This is a genomic window from Dyadobacter sp. CY327 (assembly GCF_021390415.1).
In the GTDB taxonomy this organism is placed as follows: Bacteria; Bacteroidota; Bacteroidia; order Cytophagales; family Spirosomataceae; genus Dyadobacter; species Dyadobacter chenhuakuii.
The window spans coordinates 929,684-944,969 of the sequence record NZ_JAJUXJ010000001.1 but is presented as its reverse complement, the minus strand read 5'-3'; the positions used below and the strand labels follow the sequence as shown (position 1 = coordinate 944,969).

General features: G+C 46.3%; 14 protein-coding genes. 8 read left to right on the top strand and 6 right to left on the bottom strand.

What is annotated here, in order from left to right; genetic code table 11:
• The first annotated feature begins 129 nt into the window (after positions 1 to 129).
• Both LZG74_RS04035 and LZG74_RS04030 read left to right on the top strand, forming a co-directional pair.
• Positions 130 to 1,848 carry an IlvD/Edd family dehydratase gene (locus LZG74_RS04035; RefSeq protein ID WP_233795318.1) on the top strand — a complete coding sequence of 573 codons (1,719 nt, stop codon included), beginning with the start codon at positions 130 to 132 and terminating at the stop codon, positions 1,846 to 1,848.
• 41 nt (positions 1,849 to 1,889) lie between these two features.
• Complete coding sequence (locus LZG74_RS04030; protein WP_233795317.1) at positions 1,890 to 2,687, top strand: SDR family NAD(P)-dependent oxidoreductase; 798 nt, start codon at positions 1,890 to 1,892, stop codon at positions 2,685 to 2,687.
• On the opposite strand, the gene LZG74_RS04025 is transcribed toward LZG74_RS04030, so the two are convergent.
• From LZG74_RS04025 to LZG74_RS04010, 4 genes are all read right to left on the bottom strand, one after another.
• Positions 2,684 to 3,400 carry a hypothetical protein gene (locus LZG74_RS04025; RefSeq protein ID WP_233795316.1) on the bottom strand — a complete coding sequence of 239 codons (717 nt, stop codon included), beginning with the start codon at positions 3,398 to 3,400 and terminating at the stop codon, positions 2,684 to 2,686. The two genes, LZG74_RS04030 and LZG74_RS04025, sit on opposite strands and share 4 nt — an antisense overlap.
• 73 nt (positions 3,401 to 3,473) lie before the next feature.
• Positions 3,474 to 4,058 (bottom strand): gliding motility lipoprotein GldD, encoded by a 585-nt coding sequence (gldD, locus tag LZG74_RS04020; protein WP_233795315.1) that lies wholly within the window; start codon positions 4,056 to 4,058, stop codon positions 3,474 to 3,476.
• A 138-nt stretch (positions 4,059 to 4,196) separates the two neighbouring features.
• Entirely contained in the window at positions 4,197 to 6,035 is a 1,839-nt protein-coding gene (gene glmS / locus LZG74_RS04015) for a glutamine--fructose-6-phosphate transaminase (isomerizing) (protein ID WP_233795314.1), read from the bottom strand.
• A 221-nt stretch (positions 6,036 to 6,256) separates the two neighbouring features.
• The gene (locus LZG74_RS04010; protein ID WP_026630556.1) at positions 6,257 to 7,063 is read right to left on the bottom strand and encodes a glycogen/starch synthase; all 807 of its coding nucleotides are present in this window, start codon (positions 7,061 to 7,063) and stop codon (positions 6,257 to 6,259) included.
• 205 nt (positions 7,064 to 7,268) lie between these two features.
• On the opposite strand from LZG74_RS04010, the gene panC reads away from it, so the two are divergent.
• Positions 7,269 to 8,111, top strand: a complete 843-nt coding sequence (gene panC / locus LZG74_RS04005) for a pantoate--beta-alanine ligase (protein WP_233795313.1) — start codon at positions 7,269 to 7,271, stop codon at positions 8,109 to 8,111.
• A gap of 203 nt (positions 8,112 to 8,314) precedes the next feature.
• Here panC and LZG74_RS04000 read toward each other — a convergent pair whose 3' ends face one another.
• A complete protein-coding gene (locus LZG74_RS04000; protein WP_233795312.1) occupies positions 8,315 to 9,787 on the bottom strand; it encodes a Gfo/Idh/MocA family protein in 1,473 nt (490 codons plus the stop codon).
• A 192-nt stretch (positions 9,788 to 9,979) separates the two neighbouring features.
• On the opposite strand from LZG74_RS04000, the gene panD reads away from it, so the two are divergent.
• The 4 genes from panD to LZG74_RS03980 all read left to right on the top strand — a co-directional run bounded on the left by panD (position 9,980) and on the right by LZG74_RS03980 (position 12,673).
• Positions 9,980 to 10,330, top strand: coding sequence for an aspartate 1-decarboxylase (panD, locus tag LZG74_RS03995; RefSeq protein ID WP_233795310.1), 351 nt, complete (start codon positions 9,980 to 9,982; stop codon positions 10,328 to 10,330).
• A 46-nt stretch (positions 10,331 to 10,376) separates the two neighbouring features.
• On the top strand, positions 10,377 to 11,414 hold the full coding sequence (locus tag LZG74_RS03990) for a lysylphosphatidylglycerol synthase transmembrane domain-containing protein (protein ID WP_233795308.1): 1,038 nt from the start codon (positions 10,377 to 10,379) through the stop codon (positions 11,412 to 11,414).
• A gap of 82 nt (positions 11,415 to 11,496) precedes the next feature.
• Entirely contained in the window at positions 11,497 to 11,985 is a 489-nt protein-coding gene (rfaE2, locus tag LZG74_RS03985; RefSeq protein WP_026630551.1) for a D-glycero-beta-D-manno-heptose 1-phosphate adenylyltransferase, read from the top strand.
• Between the two features lie 7 nt (positions 11,986 to 11,992).
• Positions 11,993 to 12,673: a zinc metallopeptidase gene (locus tag LZG74_RS03980; protein WP_026630550.1), complete on the top strand. Its 681-nt coding sequence runs from the start codon at positions 11,993 to 11,995 to the stop codon at positions 12,671 to 12,673.
• A 162-nt stretch (positions 12,674 to 12,835) separates the two neighbouring features.
• Here LZG74_RS03980 and LZG74_RS03975 read toward each other — a convergent pair whose 3' ends face one another.
• Positions 12,836 to 14,005 carry an FG-GAP and VCBS repeat-containing protein gene (locus tag LZG74_RS03975; RefSeq protein ID WP_233795307.1) on the bottom strand — a complete coding sequence of 390 codons (1,170 nt, stop codon included), beginning with the start codon at positions 14,003 to 14,005 and terminating at the stop codon, positions 12,836 to 12,838.
• Positions 14,006 to 14,163: 158 nt separating this feature from the next.
• Between LZG74_RS03975 and gcvT the strand changes: the two genes are divergently transcribed.
• The gene (gcvT, locus tag LZG74_RS03970) at positions 14,164 to 15,246 is read left to right on the top strand and encodes a glycine cleavage system aminomethyltransferase GcvT (protein WP_233795306.1); all 1,083 of its coding nucleotides are present in this window, start codon (positions 14,164 to 14,166) and stop codon (positions 15,244 to 15,246) included.
• Positions 15,247 to 15,286 lie beyond the last annotated feature (40 nt).

Here is a 15,286-nt window from a genome sequence, read left to right as displayed (position 1 = left end):
CGTAACAAAATCATGGAAATCCCTGGGCACGTGTAAAACGAAGATACAATATTTATTTTAAAGGGTTAATGGAATTATATTTTACTGCCAACGGCCTTTACTTATTTGAATATAAACATGGGCGAAATAATGGAGGAAAATAAATTGCGCAGCCGCGGATGGTTCGGAAAGTCCGGTAAGGATGGATTTATATACAGGGCCTGGATGAAAAATCAGGGTTACCCGGCAGATGAATTCGACGGACGACCGGTGATCGGAATTTGCAATACATTTTCGGAATTAACGCCTTGTAATGGTCATTTTCGGGAACTGGCAGAATCGGTAAAACGGGGCGTATGGGAAGCAGGGGGCTTCCCGGTTGAATTTCCCGTTATGTCTCTGGGCGAAACATTGATGAAACCCACGGCCATGCTCTACCGCAACCTGGCGAGCATGGATGTGGAAGAATCGATCCGCGCCAATCCGGTTGACGGCGTTGTGCTGCTTTGTGGCTGTGACAAAACCACGCCATCACTGGTCATGGGCGCTGCCAGCGTGAACATTCCCACAATCGTCGTTTCAGGCGGGCCAATGCTCACAGGTCGTTACAGGGGCAAAAGCATTGGCACGAGTGACATCTGGCGGTTCAGTGAAATGTACCGCAAAGGTGAACTTTCACAGGAAGAGTTTACGACCTCCGAAGCTTGCATGTGCCGCAGCAACGGACATTGTGCCGTAATGGGAACAGCTTCTACAATGGCTTGTATGGTGGAGTCGCTGGGCCTTACCTTGCCCGAAAATGCGGCTATCCCGGCAGCGGATTCGCGCAGAAAAGTGCTTGCTCATCTGTCGGGCCGCAGGATTGTGCAGATGGTGCACGAGGATCTGCGCCTGTCCCAGATATTGACGAAAGAAGCTTTTGAAAACGCTATTATGCTTAATGCGGCCATTGGCGGCTCGACGAATTTTGTCATACACCTTCTTGCCATTGCAGGTCGGATCGGTGTTGATCTTTCATTGGATGACTTCAATGCGCTTTGCGCGAAAGTGCCCCTATTGCTCAATTTGCAGCCTTCTGGCGGCTATTTTATGGAAGACTTTTACTATGCAGGCGGCTTACCGGTTGTAATAAAAGAAATGCTCGGGTTGCTGCATCAGAATGTGATCACAGCGAACGGGAAAACAATGGCGGAGAACTGTGCCACGGCCGAATGCTTCGATCCGGAAGTGATCGCTACGCTGGCAGAGCCCGTTAAAGACCTTACCGGATTGGCTGTTGTACGTGGTAATCTTTGCGTAAATGGTGCGGTGATCAAACCCTCGGCATCATTGAAACCGGAACTGATGCAACACCGCGGACGGGCAATCGTATTTGAAGATATTGACGATTATAAAGCACGCCTCGACGATCCGGACCTGGATGTGGATGAAAACAGTATTCTGGTTCTTAAAAATGTAGGCCCGAAAGGCTATCCTGGAATGCCGGAAGTAGGAAATATGTCGTTACCGAAAAAACTGCTTGCTCAGGGGGTGATCGATATGGTGCGGATTTCGGATGGACGCATGAGCGGGACCGGATTTGGAACGGTTGTTTTGCACATTTCACCCGAAGCGGCCGTGGGCGGAACGCTCGCATTGGTCAGGGACGGCGACTACATTGAGCTGGACGTTGAAAACAGGAAACTCAATCTGGAAGTGTCGGACGAGGAGCTTGCAGAACGCGCAAAATCCTGGAAACCACTGGAAATGGGCTATAACCGGGGTTATGTGAATTTGCATATCAATCACGTCATGCAGGCGCACGAAGGTGCTGATCTCGATTTCCTGGTTGGAGGATCGGGAGATAAAGTATCAAGAGATTCGCATTAAGTCGGGGCTGAGCAGAGCCCTTTCAAATCATAACATGTATAATGAGCAGCCAATTATTTGATAATCAAGTAGCGATCGTAACGGGAGCGGGACAGGGAATCGGGTTTGAGATAGCAAAACAACTCGCGTCACAAGGAGCTTGCGTGATTTTGAATGACTTTGACGAGGCCCTCGCCAAAGAAGCTGCGAGTAAAATACGGAGTATGGAAGGCGAATGTGTTGCATTTGCAGGCGATGCTTCCAAAGTTGAGGTGATCGATGGAATGGTGGAAGAGGCTGTTAAATGCTTTGGAAAACTTTCCATTGTGGTTGCAAATGCAGGCATTACGCTCTTCGGCGACTTTTTTACTTATCCGGAAGAAAATTTAAGAAAGGTCCTGGAAGTGAATCTGATGGGATCTTTCTTACTTACACAAGCCGCAGCCCGCCAAATGCGTGCGCAAAAAGCGGGCGGCAGAATATTGCTGATGTCTTCGGTTGTAGGCCATCAGGCGCACCAGTTTCTGGGTGCATATGCGATGACGAAGGCAGGATTGGAAATGTTGGCAAAAAATCTTGTGCTGGAATTATCCCCGCACGGCATCACCATTAACACAGTGGCCCCCGGGGCAACATTGACCGAAAGGACACTGGCCGAAGATCCGACTTACCCAAAAATGTGGTCTGCGATCACGCCTATGGGCCGTCCGGCGATTTGTGAAGACATTGCTAATGCTGCTTTATTCCTGCTATCCCCGCATTCCGGGCACATTACAGGGCAAAGCCTCGTCGTAGATGGCGGATGGACTTCGGTAAGCCCCCTACCCGACCTGAGTAACCTGCATGTAAATAAGGATTAATCTTCCATTCCCTGGGAAAACAGCTGTGCTTCCAGGTCATCAATGTTTCCATCCGGCGAAACGAAAAGTTCGCGCGGCTTGGAGGAGGCGACGGGAACAACCGTCATGAACGTGCGATACTGCGCATCTGAAATGATTTTCAATGTCAATGCTCTTTTCAGCACCATCGGGAATGGGACTTTGAAGAAATTGGCTATATCAGCAGCCAGGAAATCAGGTATTTTTGAAATGTCATTTCTGAAAAAGCTTTCTACTTCTTCAAAAGGAAGCAAGGCCTCAAATATCAATCGCTCAGAACGTGCTGCCAGCGAGGTTGTATTCGTATATAGTGTATGCAAACCCAGTGACACGGTCAGCAAATGAATGTGATAATTACGTTCATTTATCTCCGAAGCTGCATTGACAAACACCCATCCTTTTTGACGATATATTGCAGAAAATCCTTTGAAATTCGGATCAACATTATGCAGTTGGGCGATTTTAATTCCCTCAGGATATGGAAGTTTATGGCCGATCTGATGTACAATGTCCTGCGCATAAGAAATGTCTGCAACCGCGCCCGCAGGCTCGATCATCCAATCCCCATTCACTAATCCCTCAAAAAGCGCGTCAGCCAACCGCTGGCTCTCCACCTGACCAAGATGCAGGACGATCCGGTTACCACGCACCGAAAAATCGAGAAGTAGCTGGTTCTTGGGTTGCTTTTTAGCCATAGTGTTTCAGTTGTTGAGGTCCGAACTTCAAAGATACAGCCTTGCACATTCAGCAACAAAGCCTTTCAGATTTTTATCTCCAGTTCAATGTGTTCAAAAGCTGGATCATGTCCTTTTGCAAATAATCGATGACAGGAGCCAGCGAATCGTTTTTTGTGGCAGTCGGAAAGTATATGGCGCCGCGCATGAAGTGTTTTGTACTGTCCGTAGTATAAAACTGGTAAGGGCTGGGCACGTCGCCTTCGATTTTAAACAAAATGGCCGTTTTCCCGGTCTTACTTAAAACCCGCTGTTCCTGAATGGCCGAAGCGCGGATCTGGTGCTTGCTGGCCAGCTTATAGGAATCGTCAATATATGCTTTCAGCAGTGCAGGATTATTCCCGACCTCTTTGTAAGTGATTTGAATGTTGGCCTTGAACTGCGGATAATTGATGAAAATCCAATGCTTGCCTGCCGTTGCAAATGTATCGGGGACAGCCTCTGCGTATTTAGAAAATTCAAATGTATAGGGATGCTCCTGAGTCAGTTTCTGATAAGTATGCGGCGGCAGGTCCACCCTGTTAAAACCCTTGGGTTTGGGGACATAACTGGCTTCTTTTTTACTGCATGCGGCTGATATAATGCATATGACAGAGAAAAGCAGTATTTTTTTATACATTGAAATGATCTCTTTTATAAAACTAAACGCGCAAACTTAACGAAAACAACATTACATTATTTCCTGCAAAAGTTTATGCAAAATAAAAAGCGAAACTGCCATTGAGACAACTTCGCTTTTTAAGATTATAACCAAATATTACTCTACTGTCACTGATTTCGCAAGATTCCGGGGCTGATCCACATTCCTGCCGCGCATAACGGCAATGTAATAAGAAAGCAGCTGCAACGGAATTACAGAAACCAGAGGCGTAAGTAATTCGTGCACTTTGGGAACCTCAATCACAAAATCCACCATGCCCGGGATAAGCGTATCGCCCTCAGTAACAATGGCAATCACCCTTCCCTTCCGTGCCTTCACTTCCTGAATGTTGGAAACGATTTTCTCGTAAGAACCATCTTTCGTTGCCAGGAAAACCACCGGCATATCTTCATCGATGAGCGCGATAGGCCCATGCTTCATTTCTGCGGCGGGGTAACCTTCGGCGTGGATATAGGAAATCTCTTTCAATTTGAGAGCTCCTTCCAATGCCACCGGGAAATTCAAACCTCTTCCCAGATAAATAAAGTTGCGTGCATAGGTGAATATAAATGCGATTTCCTTGATCTTATTAGCGTTCTCGAACACCTTTTCCACCTTCGCCGGAATCGTTTCCAGCTCAATGAGCAGTTGGCGGTAAGTTTCTTCGGATATCGTGCCTTTGCGCTTCGCAGTAGCAATAGCGATCAAAGTCAGCACTGTCACCTGAGCCGTAAATGCTTTCGTACTCGCCACCCCTATTTCAGGGCCAGCGTGCGTGTAAGCGCCTGCATGCGTTGCGCGGGCGATGGAAGAACCCACCACATTGCAAACACCGAATATCGTCGCACCTTTTGACTTAGCCAGCTCAATGGCAGCCAGTGTATCCGCAGTCTCGCCGGATTGTGAAATGGCGATAACAATGTCCTTTTCATTGATAACCGGATTCCGGTAACGGAATTCGGAAGCATATTCGACCTCTACGTTCACTCTCGCCAATTCTTCGAAAAGATATTCCGCTACGAGACCTGCATGCCATGAAGTGCCGCAGCCTACGATCACAATGCGGTCGGCTTCGGCCAGTTTATCCAGATAATTTGCCAGCCCGCCTAATTGCAAATGTGCATCGTCCGCACGCAATCTTCCGCGCATACTGTCGGCGATGGAACGCGGTTGTTCAAAAATTTCTTTGATCATGAAATGGTCATAACCACCTTTTTCGATGGTTTCCAACTCCATTTCCAGCTTTTGGATATAAGGAATGGTTTCCGTGTTATCCAGATTTTGAATGCTTAACCGCCCGTCACTGATCACAGCAACTTCATAATCATCCAGGTAAACCACATCTTTGGTATACTCGATGATCGGCGTGGCGTCGGAAGCGAAGAAAAATTCATCTTCCCCGATGCCAATTACCAGCGGGCTCCCTTTTCTGGCAGCAATAAGTTGTCCCGGATGATCCAGCGACATCACCACTATCGCATAAGCGCCTACGACTTCTTTCAGCGCGTGTTTCACGGCAGATTCCAGCGAACCGCCCGTCTCCTGCTGAATGTCTTCTATAAAATGAATAAGAACTTCTGTGTCTGTATCGCTTAGAAACTTATGCCCTTTTGTGACCAGATTTTGTTTGATCGAAGCATAATTCTCTATAATGCCGTTGTGAATGATGGAAAGCCGGCGGTTATTGGAGTAATGCGGGTGTGCATTTACGTCATTTGGCTCTCCGTGTGTGGCCCAGCGCGTGTGCCCGATGCCGATTGTGGCGGTTAAATGTTTGGAAGCAAGCTCACTTTCGAGGTCGGATACCTTGCCTTTTTTCTTATAAATATCCAATTTGTCATTTTCCAGCAAGGCAATTCCCGAGCTGTCATAACCCCGATATTCTAATCTTTTAAGACCTTTGAGAATTAGGGGATAAGCTTCTCTGCTTCCTACGTAAGCTACAATTCCACACATATTTTAAGAATTTAAATTGAGTGTATGTTAAATGATACGGTGCAAATAAATAGCAATCAGGAATGCTTAACAAGCTATATTATAATTAATTACTAAAAATTATCCAATTTCATAAGAGTGCTCGAACACATCGTAAATATCCTATTCCGTGATTTTTACGATTAGTACAAAAAAAATGGCGACCATTATGGCCGCCATCATTTTCAGTGATATATCCGGGATCAGTTCATCAGATCCGTATAAAGATTGTAATATGATTCCGAGAACTTCTCATCCTGTTCGTCAAGCTCAACACGTTTCGGCGCATTGTTGAAAATCTGGTTCAGACTTTCGCTACAATGATCGTCCGCCTTCAAAACCGCGTCCGCATATGCACAGCCAATTTTAACAAATCCTTCAAAGTCGTTAGAGCGCAAATGAGCCAAAGCTTCATCGCTTACATCCATTGCTTTCGCCTTGTTATGTAAATCTGCGTCAAATTTATAGTCAAAAGCGTTGTTATGCACCGTAAACACACTTTTCGTATCCTTAAACATCGGATCGTTGCGGTAAGTAGTTTTCAGATACAATGGAATCAAAGCAGTCATCCAGTCGTTGCAATGCACCACGTCAGGAGCCCAACCCAATTTTTTTACCGTTTCCAATACACCTTTGCAGAAGAAGATCGCGCGCTCGTCATTGTCATCGTAAAAGTTATTCTCTTTATCAAAGAACACCGATTTGCGGTGAAAATAATCATCATTGTCAATAAAATAGACTTGCAACTTCGCATTAGGGATAGAAGCCACTTTGATAATCAAAGGCTTTTCTTCATCTCCTACGGTAATATTTATTCCTGACAGTCGAACTACTTCATGAAGCCGGTTTTTGCGTTCATTGATAAGACCAAAACGGGGAACAAGAATTCTGATTTCTGCACCTCGTTCCTGCATTGCCTGAGGAAGTTTCCTTACGTAATCGGCAACATCGGTGGTTTGGAGGAAAGGATTGATTTCACTGGCTACATACAAAATTCGTAGTTTCTCCATAGATGTTTCAGCAGTTTGTGAAAAAAAGTTTTGCAAAATTATACAAAAAAAATGGCAAAATCAAAAAATATTCCAAACTAAATGTCATATTGCGCTCAGTTTGGGAATTCCCATTCCAAATTTTTTCATCGCCCACGGATAGTTGCTCACATGAAAGAAAAGCATCCGCTGCGGTTTGATTACTCCCTCTGATTCCACTTTTTCAATGGAAGTATTTACTTCAATCAAAGGCCTGCGCAGTTTCCTCGATCAACAACTTTCAGAGCAAAAAACCATTGGGCTAATTCCCACCATGGGCGCATTGCACGAAGGCCACATTTCACTCGTTGACGCTTCCATTAAAGATAACGACGTCACAGTCGCCAGCATTTTCGTCAATCCGACCCAGTTTAATAACCCCGAAGATCTGCTGAAATATCCACGTACGTTAGAAGCAGATTGTGCTATGCTGGAACAAGCAGGCTGCACAGCCGTCTTCGCGCCATCCGTGGAGGAAATGTATCCTGAAAAATCATCCCTAATCATCAACTTCGGCACATTAGAAAGTGTGATGGAAGGGGCTTCAAGACCGGGTCACTTTAATGGTGTCGGCATAGTCGTTTCCAAGCTCTTTCACATTGTAAGCCCGCACCGCGCTTATTTTGGTCAAAAGGATTTGCAGCAGGTTTCTATCATCAAAAGGCTGGTCTCGGACCTTGCGTTTAACCTGGAACTGATCGTCTGCCCTACTATTAGAGAAACGGATGGCCTGGCCATGTCGTCCCGCAACCGCAGGCTCAATGACGCTGAACGCAACATTGCTCCGCATATTTATCGGATATTGGAAGAGGCAAAGCAAAGTTTGCTGGCAGGGAAAGGCATTACAGAAACCGTTTCCGCCGCTAGCGATGAATTTAATGCTATTCCGGAGTTTAAGCTGGATTACTTTGAAGTGGCAGATGTGAAGACATTGCAGCCGATTCCCAGCCTCGGCGCTGCCGGAACGAATGCTATTTGCGTGGCTGCGTTTTTAGGGCCTGTGAGGCTGATTGATAATGTTGTGTTTTAGAAGGCTTGTCAGCAGCTACCAAGCCCTGTCAGCCTGAGCGGAGACGAAGGCGCGTTACCAAGGAAGTAGCGCGCCTTCGTCTCCGCTCAGGCTGACAGGGCTTGATTGGCTTAGGCTGACAGGGTGTGGTTGACACAAGCTAACAAGGCAGGCCTGCTCAGGCTAACCGGGTCAGCCCAGCCGACATAAAACTCCTCCCCGCTTTAAGACAACTTCCAATCCCCTCTATACTTCCTCTTCACAAACTGGTTCGCCTCATCAAAGTTGGTAATCTTCATATTATTACCATCCCAAAGCAATTTCTTGCGACCTGGATAGTCAAATCCTTTGCCGTCTGCTTTCGCTGTGCGGAGGTTGTAGCTGCGGATTCCGAGGTTACCCATGATTACGGTTTCGGTCAATGGGCCGGCGTAGTCGAATGATGAGGTTAATGCTTTGTGTTCCTTGCTGTTGAAACCGGCTTTGCAGGCGTCGGTCCAGGAGACGTGGTGACCGAATTCTGGCATTGGTGTGTATTTGTTTCCAAAATCACCTTGCTTGTATTCGAGCTTCGTGCCGTCGTTCAGGTAAACTTTCGGGTTAATACCATAAGTCCCGCAAGTCATAACGCCTTTTTGCCCTATCAACAATACACCATTGCTGCTGTCTGGCTCGCCTAGCGGATCGTTGGCAGGGATAATGTCCGGATGGAAAGGACGTAGGCCGCCGTCGTGCCAGGTTAATGTTACTTCGGATTTGTTGATCTTGTTCGCAGGGAATTTAAGCTGAACCCTCGATGATGGCGGGCAGCCTTCGGGAATGTATTCGGGCGTCCAGTCTTTGATGAAAACTTGTCCTACGCTACATTCCAGTTCGGTTGGATAGCCTAGTCCTAATGTGCGGAAAGCAGGGTCGATCAGGTGGCAGCCCATGTCGCCTAATGCGCCTGTTCCGAAATTCCACCAGCCTCTCCATTTGAATGGATGCCATGCCGGATTATAATCAACCCATTCAGCCGATCCTACCCAAAGTTCCCAGTCAATGTCAGCAGGGACAGGGAATTTTTCGGTTGGAACGGGGATTCCTTGCGGCCACACCGGACGGTTGGTCCAAACGTGCGCTTCGTGCACATTACCGATCAGACCTTTGGAAAACCATTCTTTCATCTGTGTTTGCGCAGGGTTAGAAGCGCCCTGGTTGCCCATTTGGGTTACCACTTTATATTTCCGGGCTGCTTCTGTAAGCATACGCGCTTCATAAATGTCGTGCGTCAATGGCTTTTGCACATATACGTGCTTGCCGCGCTGCATGGCTGCCATCGCGATAATGGCGTGCATATGGTCGGTTGTGGAAACGGTTACGGCGTCGATGTCCTTTTCCATTTCATCAAACATCTTCCTGAAATCCTTGTATTTTTTCGCAGTCGGATGCAGCTCAAAATTCTTTTTGGCCTGGTTCCAATCCACGTCACAAAGTGCTACGAGATTTTCGGCACCTTTATTCCAAGCATTATTTGTATCCGAAAAACCCTTTCCGCCAACCCCTATTCCCGCAATGTTCAATTTGTCACTTGGTGCCACGAAGCCTTTGCCCAGCACGTGCCGTGGGACAATAAAAAAGCTTCCAATCGCTGCTGCCGTCGTTTTTTGCAAAAACTCCCGGCGCTTCACATCCTTCGGTTTATTTTCTGAACGCATCTGATTTGATAGTGAAAAGATAAAGTGGATAATATTGTTTAAAGCATACTTGTCATAATAATTACTTGCAGTGTCCGCATTTGTGAACGGGAACCGTAACCATAACGCCGATGTTTTGAAGGCTGTATATTATTCCCTTAACTTTGGGGTGAATAAGGACATTAATAAATTCCCGACTTACATTACCTGGTAATGCAAATAACACTCATGAAATCGAAGATTCACCGGGTTAAGGTGACTCAGGCGGAGTTGAATTACGTAGGCAGCATCACCATCGACGAAGATCTTATCGACGCTGCCGGATTGGTTGAAAATGAACAGGTTCACATTGTCAATAATAATAACGGAGAGCGCTTTGTGACGTACGTTATCAAGGGCGAAAGAGGGTCCGGAATGATCTGCCTGAATGGCGCCGCGGCACGCAGGGTTCAGATCGGCGACATCATCATTATCATTGCATACGGCTCCATGAGCCAGGAAGAGGCCAAGACATTCAAGCCAATGGTCGTGTTTCCGGATCATAATAATCATCTTGTGGTGTAGGCCAAACTTCTTTTCTTTGCGGGTTCTCAAAATTCTTTAAACAGCTATGAAAAGCGCTTTACGTTACATCATTTCGCTTGCGCTGGCAGGCGGCCTGATCTGGTTTGTCTTTAAAGACATCAACTTCGCAGAAATGCTGGACAGGTTTGCCAAATCGGACTGGCGATGGATAGCATTATCCTGCTTTTTACTGCTTTGCGCACACGTAACGAGAGCCTGGCGCTGGGGCATGCTAATGGAACCGCTGGGTCACAAGCCCGGGCTTTTCAATAGTTCTATTTCCGTATTAACCGGTTATTTTGCCAATTACATTGTGCCCAGAATGGGCGAAGTAACGCGTTGCGGCACGTTATACAGGCTGGAACGCATTCCCGTCAACCTCAGCTTCGGAACCGTTGTCGCGGAACGTATATTTGACGTGCTGATCCTGCTCATCATGATCGGCTTGAATTTTATTCTCGAATTTGATCGCCTCAGCAAATTTTTCACTGATTTTTTCCAAAATAAAGTCTCAGGCGGCGAAGGCGGCAGCACAGGCACTGGAATCCTGGCGGGGATTTTGGTAACGGGCATGGTCGTTGTGGTTGCGGCGGGCATTGCAGTTTATAAAAATGTTGCATTAAGGGACCGTTTGCAGCAGAATGCATTGATCCAGAAGATCGTCACGTTCGCAAAAGGAATGCTTGATGGGTTTTTGAGCATCCGTAAATTAAAGAGTCCGGGATTGTTTATTCTGAGCACAATCGGCATTTGGGTGTTCTACTATTTCGTGTCCTATGTGCTGTTTTTCTGCATTCCTGAAACTTCCAACCTCGGACCATTGGCTGGCTTGACATTGTTGGTTGTAGGCGCCATTGGTATGACCGCACCCACACAAGGCGGAATAGGAGCTTATCATTTGCTGGTTGGTAATGTGATGATTTTATATGGATTATCTCAAAACGATGGCATTACATTGGCTACGTTTATTCATGGTGCGCAAATGATTTTTATGCTTATTATCGGCGCACTGGCATTCCTATACGTTTTAGTTCAAAACAAAAAATCGGTTTCCGAAAACAATCAGGTTCCGATTGAAAATTAATGGCTGTTTTGTAGTCCGGTTATATCAAAAGCGCGTATGACATCGTACTAACATTACAAAAATCCTTACACCGATTCATTCCATGAACCTCACCGAAAGCAAGATTTTAAGACTCGAAGAAGCCATTCCAACCATTGAAGACTGGCAGCGCGCCGGGCAAAAAGTGGTTTTTACCAATGGCTGTTTCGACATTGTTCACTTAGGACACATTGATTATCTCGAAAAAGCGCGTGCATTGGGCGACAGGCTTGTTTTAGGCTTGAACACTGATGCCTCCGTAAGCCGCCTCAAAGGACCATTAAGACCCGTCGTCAATGAGTATGCTAGAGCAAGATTAATGGCAGCGCTTTCCTTCATAGATGCTGTCATTTTGTTCGACGAACCGACGCCTAGTCAGTTGATTGAGGCTGTAAAACCTGACATTTTGGTCAAAGGAGACGATTATACCGTTGAAACTATTGCTGGCGCGGATTTTGTTTTAGGTAAAGGAGGTGAGGTAAAAACGATCGCTCTTGTAAAGGGTTACTCGACTACCGCACTGATTGAGAAAATAAAACAAGGATATAACTAACACAAATATGGCTGGTGCATATGTAATTGGTATTTTGGTGATGCTTATTAGCCTTTATGTGCAATGGCGTCTCAAAAGTAAATTTGAAGAATACTCGCAAGTAGGGCTGAGTAATGGCATGAGCGGAAAAGAAATCGCTGAAACCATGCTGCGCGAAAGCGGAATATACGATGTAAGGGTTTTGTCTGTTGAAGGACGCCTTACTGACCATTATAACCCTCAGGATAAAACCGTTAACCTGAGCCCCGACGTTTATCACGGAAGAAGTGTCTCCGCTGCCGCTGTCGCTTCCCACGAATGCGGGCACGCAGTGCAACACGCTACTGCCTATAAATGGTTACAGTTCAGATCACAAATGGTGCCTTTCTTGAGCATTGCCTCGTCTTACATGCAATGGATCATCCTGGGCGGAATCGTTTTGTTAAACACAACGCCAATTCCATTGGCAATCGGTGTAGCATTATTTGCTGCAACAACAATATTCAGTTTTATCACATTGCCTGTTGAATACGACGCAAGTAACAGAGCACTTGCCTGGATCAAGAACAACAGGATTGTGAATGAGAGAGAATATGTTATGTCTGCCGATGCACTGAAATGGGCTGCCAGGACTTATCTGGTTGCTGCGATTGGTTCACTTGCTACGTTGCTTTATTATGTGAGTCTTTTGATGGGGAGACGGGACTAAGGGAAGTTACTAGTCAACCATAATGTTGACTTGCCTGTCAGCCTGAGCGGAGCCGAAGGCCCGCTACTCCTTGGTGAACGCGCCTTCGTCTCCGCTCAGGCTGACAGGCAAGTCAACACCAACAACTAAAAAGGTCTGAGAGACAAGCTCTCAGACCTTTTTTCATTTCTTCTTCTGATTCCAATACACAACAACATTATGCGTCGATCTTCCGGACGCCAGGATATCCAGATCCCCATCGCCATCCAGATCCGCAGCCGTAATGTCTTCACAAGCGATCTTGATTTTATCATCGAGCGCATATTCCTGCCACTTTTTTCCTTCGGGATCTGATCCTACGAAAATTCTTACGCCTGTTTCACCGGTAACATTCGGGTTGCGCCAGCCCATTACGACCTGGTCGCGGCCCTGGCCGAAGAAATCGGCGCAGACTAATGCGTGGCCTTCTTTGATTTTGTCTGTTAAAACTGTTCTGTTGTCTTTGGAATAAACGACTAATGTGTTGCCATGCATGGGCTCGATGGTGGCGGTGAAAAGCTGGTTTTTGCCCAGACTTCCTGTTCTAACCTCTCCTACTCCCGTTTGCGGAACCATCCAGGTGCCTGATGCCGCCAAACCTTCGGCTCCGTCCAGAAAAACTTGCACACCTTCTTTACCAGCAACAGCTAAGCCTAGCATTCTGCCGGGCACTTCCATTGGGTGCATATTGTGGGTCATGTGCATGCCGGTTTCTACCAGATCAAATCCCCAGATTCCTGTTTTATTTTGAGGAACATCAAATGCAATAAGTTTTACGCCAGCACCTTCGCCACCCGAATTTCCTTCACCGTGTAAGGGAAGCACGGCAAGCTGGAATGTGCCGTCCGCTTTCTTCAACCATTGCATGCGGTGAATGGTCACTTCGTGATGCAGGCGGACTGGCTCCCAAAGCTGCGTCCTGTCACTGGGGGCCGATAAATAGTAAACCGCTCCCGATTGTTTCAAATTCTTTGTTTCCGAAGGGTTCCACTGCGCACCCACGGCCACTTCTACCTTTCCATCGCCATCAATGTCCCTCGCAGCAATGCATACATTGTCCTGCTCGGTCAGGTCTCTCGCAATAACATAGCGCGTCCACTTTTCTGCCTTTTTTCCTGGATTTTTATACCAAACAATTTCCTTTTTATCTGCCAGTAAAATGTCCGGCTTGTCGTCTCCGTCCACGTCGCCGGACGTGACGCCATAACCTATACTGATCTTATCATCAATAACCTCCCCTACAAAAGTCGCTGTCTGAGCAACCGTTTTCGCTGCAACCAATGTGAGGGCAAAAAGTAAAAATTTTCTCTTCATAGTCTCCGTTTCGGGGCAGTTGCCCTTCTAATTATTTAAGCATATTTTTTCCCAATATACTTCAAAAGTGCGCAACAGCATTTGAAAAAAGACTTTTTTGTGTCGCTTTGATCGGCTTTACCTACTTTTGTAAATTATTGTGAACCAATTTACCATTCATGAAAACTGTCCCTTTACACCAGGTCCATATTGATTTGGGTGCCAAAATGGTCCCATTTGCAGGTTTTGAAATGCCTGTGCGTTATTCCTCGGATCTGGATGAACACCACACTGTAAGAAATAATGTCGGCGTATTTGATGTGTCCCATATGGGCGAATTCAGCATTAAGGGGCCGAAGGCTTTGGATTTGATACAAAAAGTTACTTCCAATGATGCTGCTGCTTTGTTCGATGGAAAAGTGCAGTACAGTTATTTGCCTAATGGAAAAGGCGGTGTGGTGGACGATTTATTGGTTTACAGAATTAAAGAAGACGAATATTTCCTGGTTGTGAACGCATCCAACATTGAAAAGGACTGGAACTGGATTCAAAGCCACAATGCAGAAGGGGTTACGATGGAAAATCTTTCCGATGACTTGTGCCTGTTTGCAGTCCAGGGGCCGAATGCGACGCCAACTTTGCAAAAGCTTACTGCGGTAGATCTGAGTGCAATGGATTATTATACATTCAAAATCGGTGAAATGGCTGGGATTCCGGATGTGATCATCTCGGCAACAGGTTACACCGGTGCAGGCGGATTTGAAATATATGTTAAAAACGCCGACGCAGTAAACATGTGGAAAGCCATATTTGCGGCCGGAGCGGAATTTGGAATAAAACCTGTGGGACTAGGCGCCCGTGATACATTGCGACTTGAAAAAGGCTTCTGTCTTTACGGAAACGACATTGACGATAACACTTCACCGCTGGAAGCTGGCTTAGGCTGGGTTACCAAATTCACCAAAGACTTTATCGACGCAAAGGAATTGAAAGAGCAGAAAGAAGCAGGTTTGCGGAAAAAATTGGTGGGCTTCGAAATGATCGACCGGGGAATCCCGCGCGGACATTATGAGCTTTGCGATGAATCCGGCACCAGATTGGGCGAAGTGACTTCGGGAACACAATCACCAACATTACAAAAAGGGATTGGCCTGGGCTACGTCCCTGCGGCATTTGCCAAGCCTGAAACAGAAATTTTCGTAAAAGTGCGCGACAGGTTGTTGAAAGCCAAAGTTGTCAAACTGCCTTTTGTAAAAAACTAAATATCTCCCCCCAATTTACTCCATAGTATCGATTGCATTT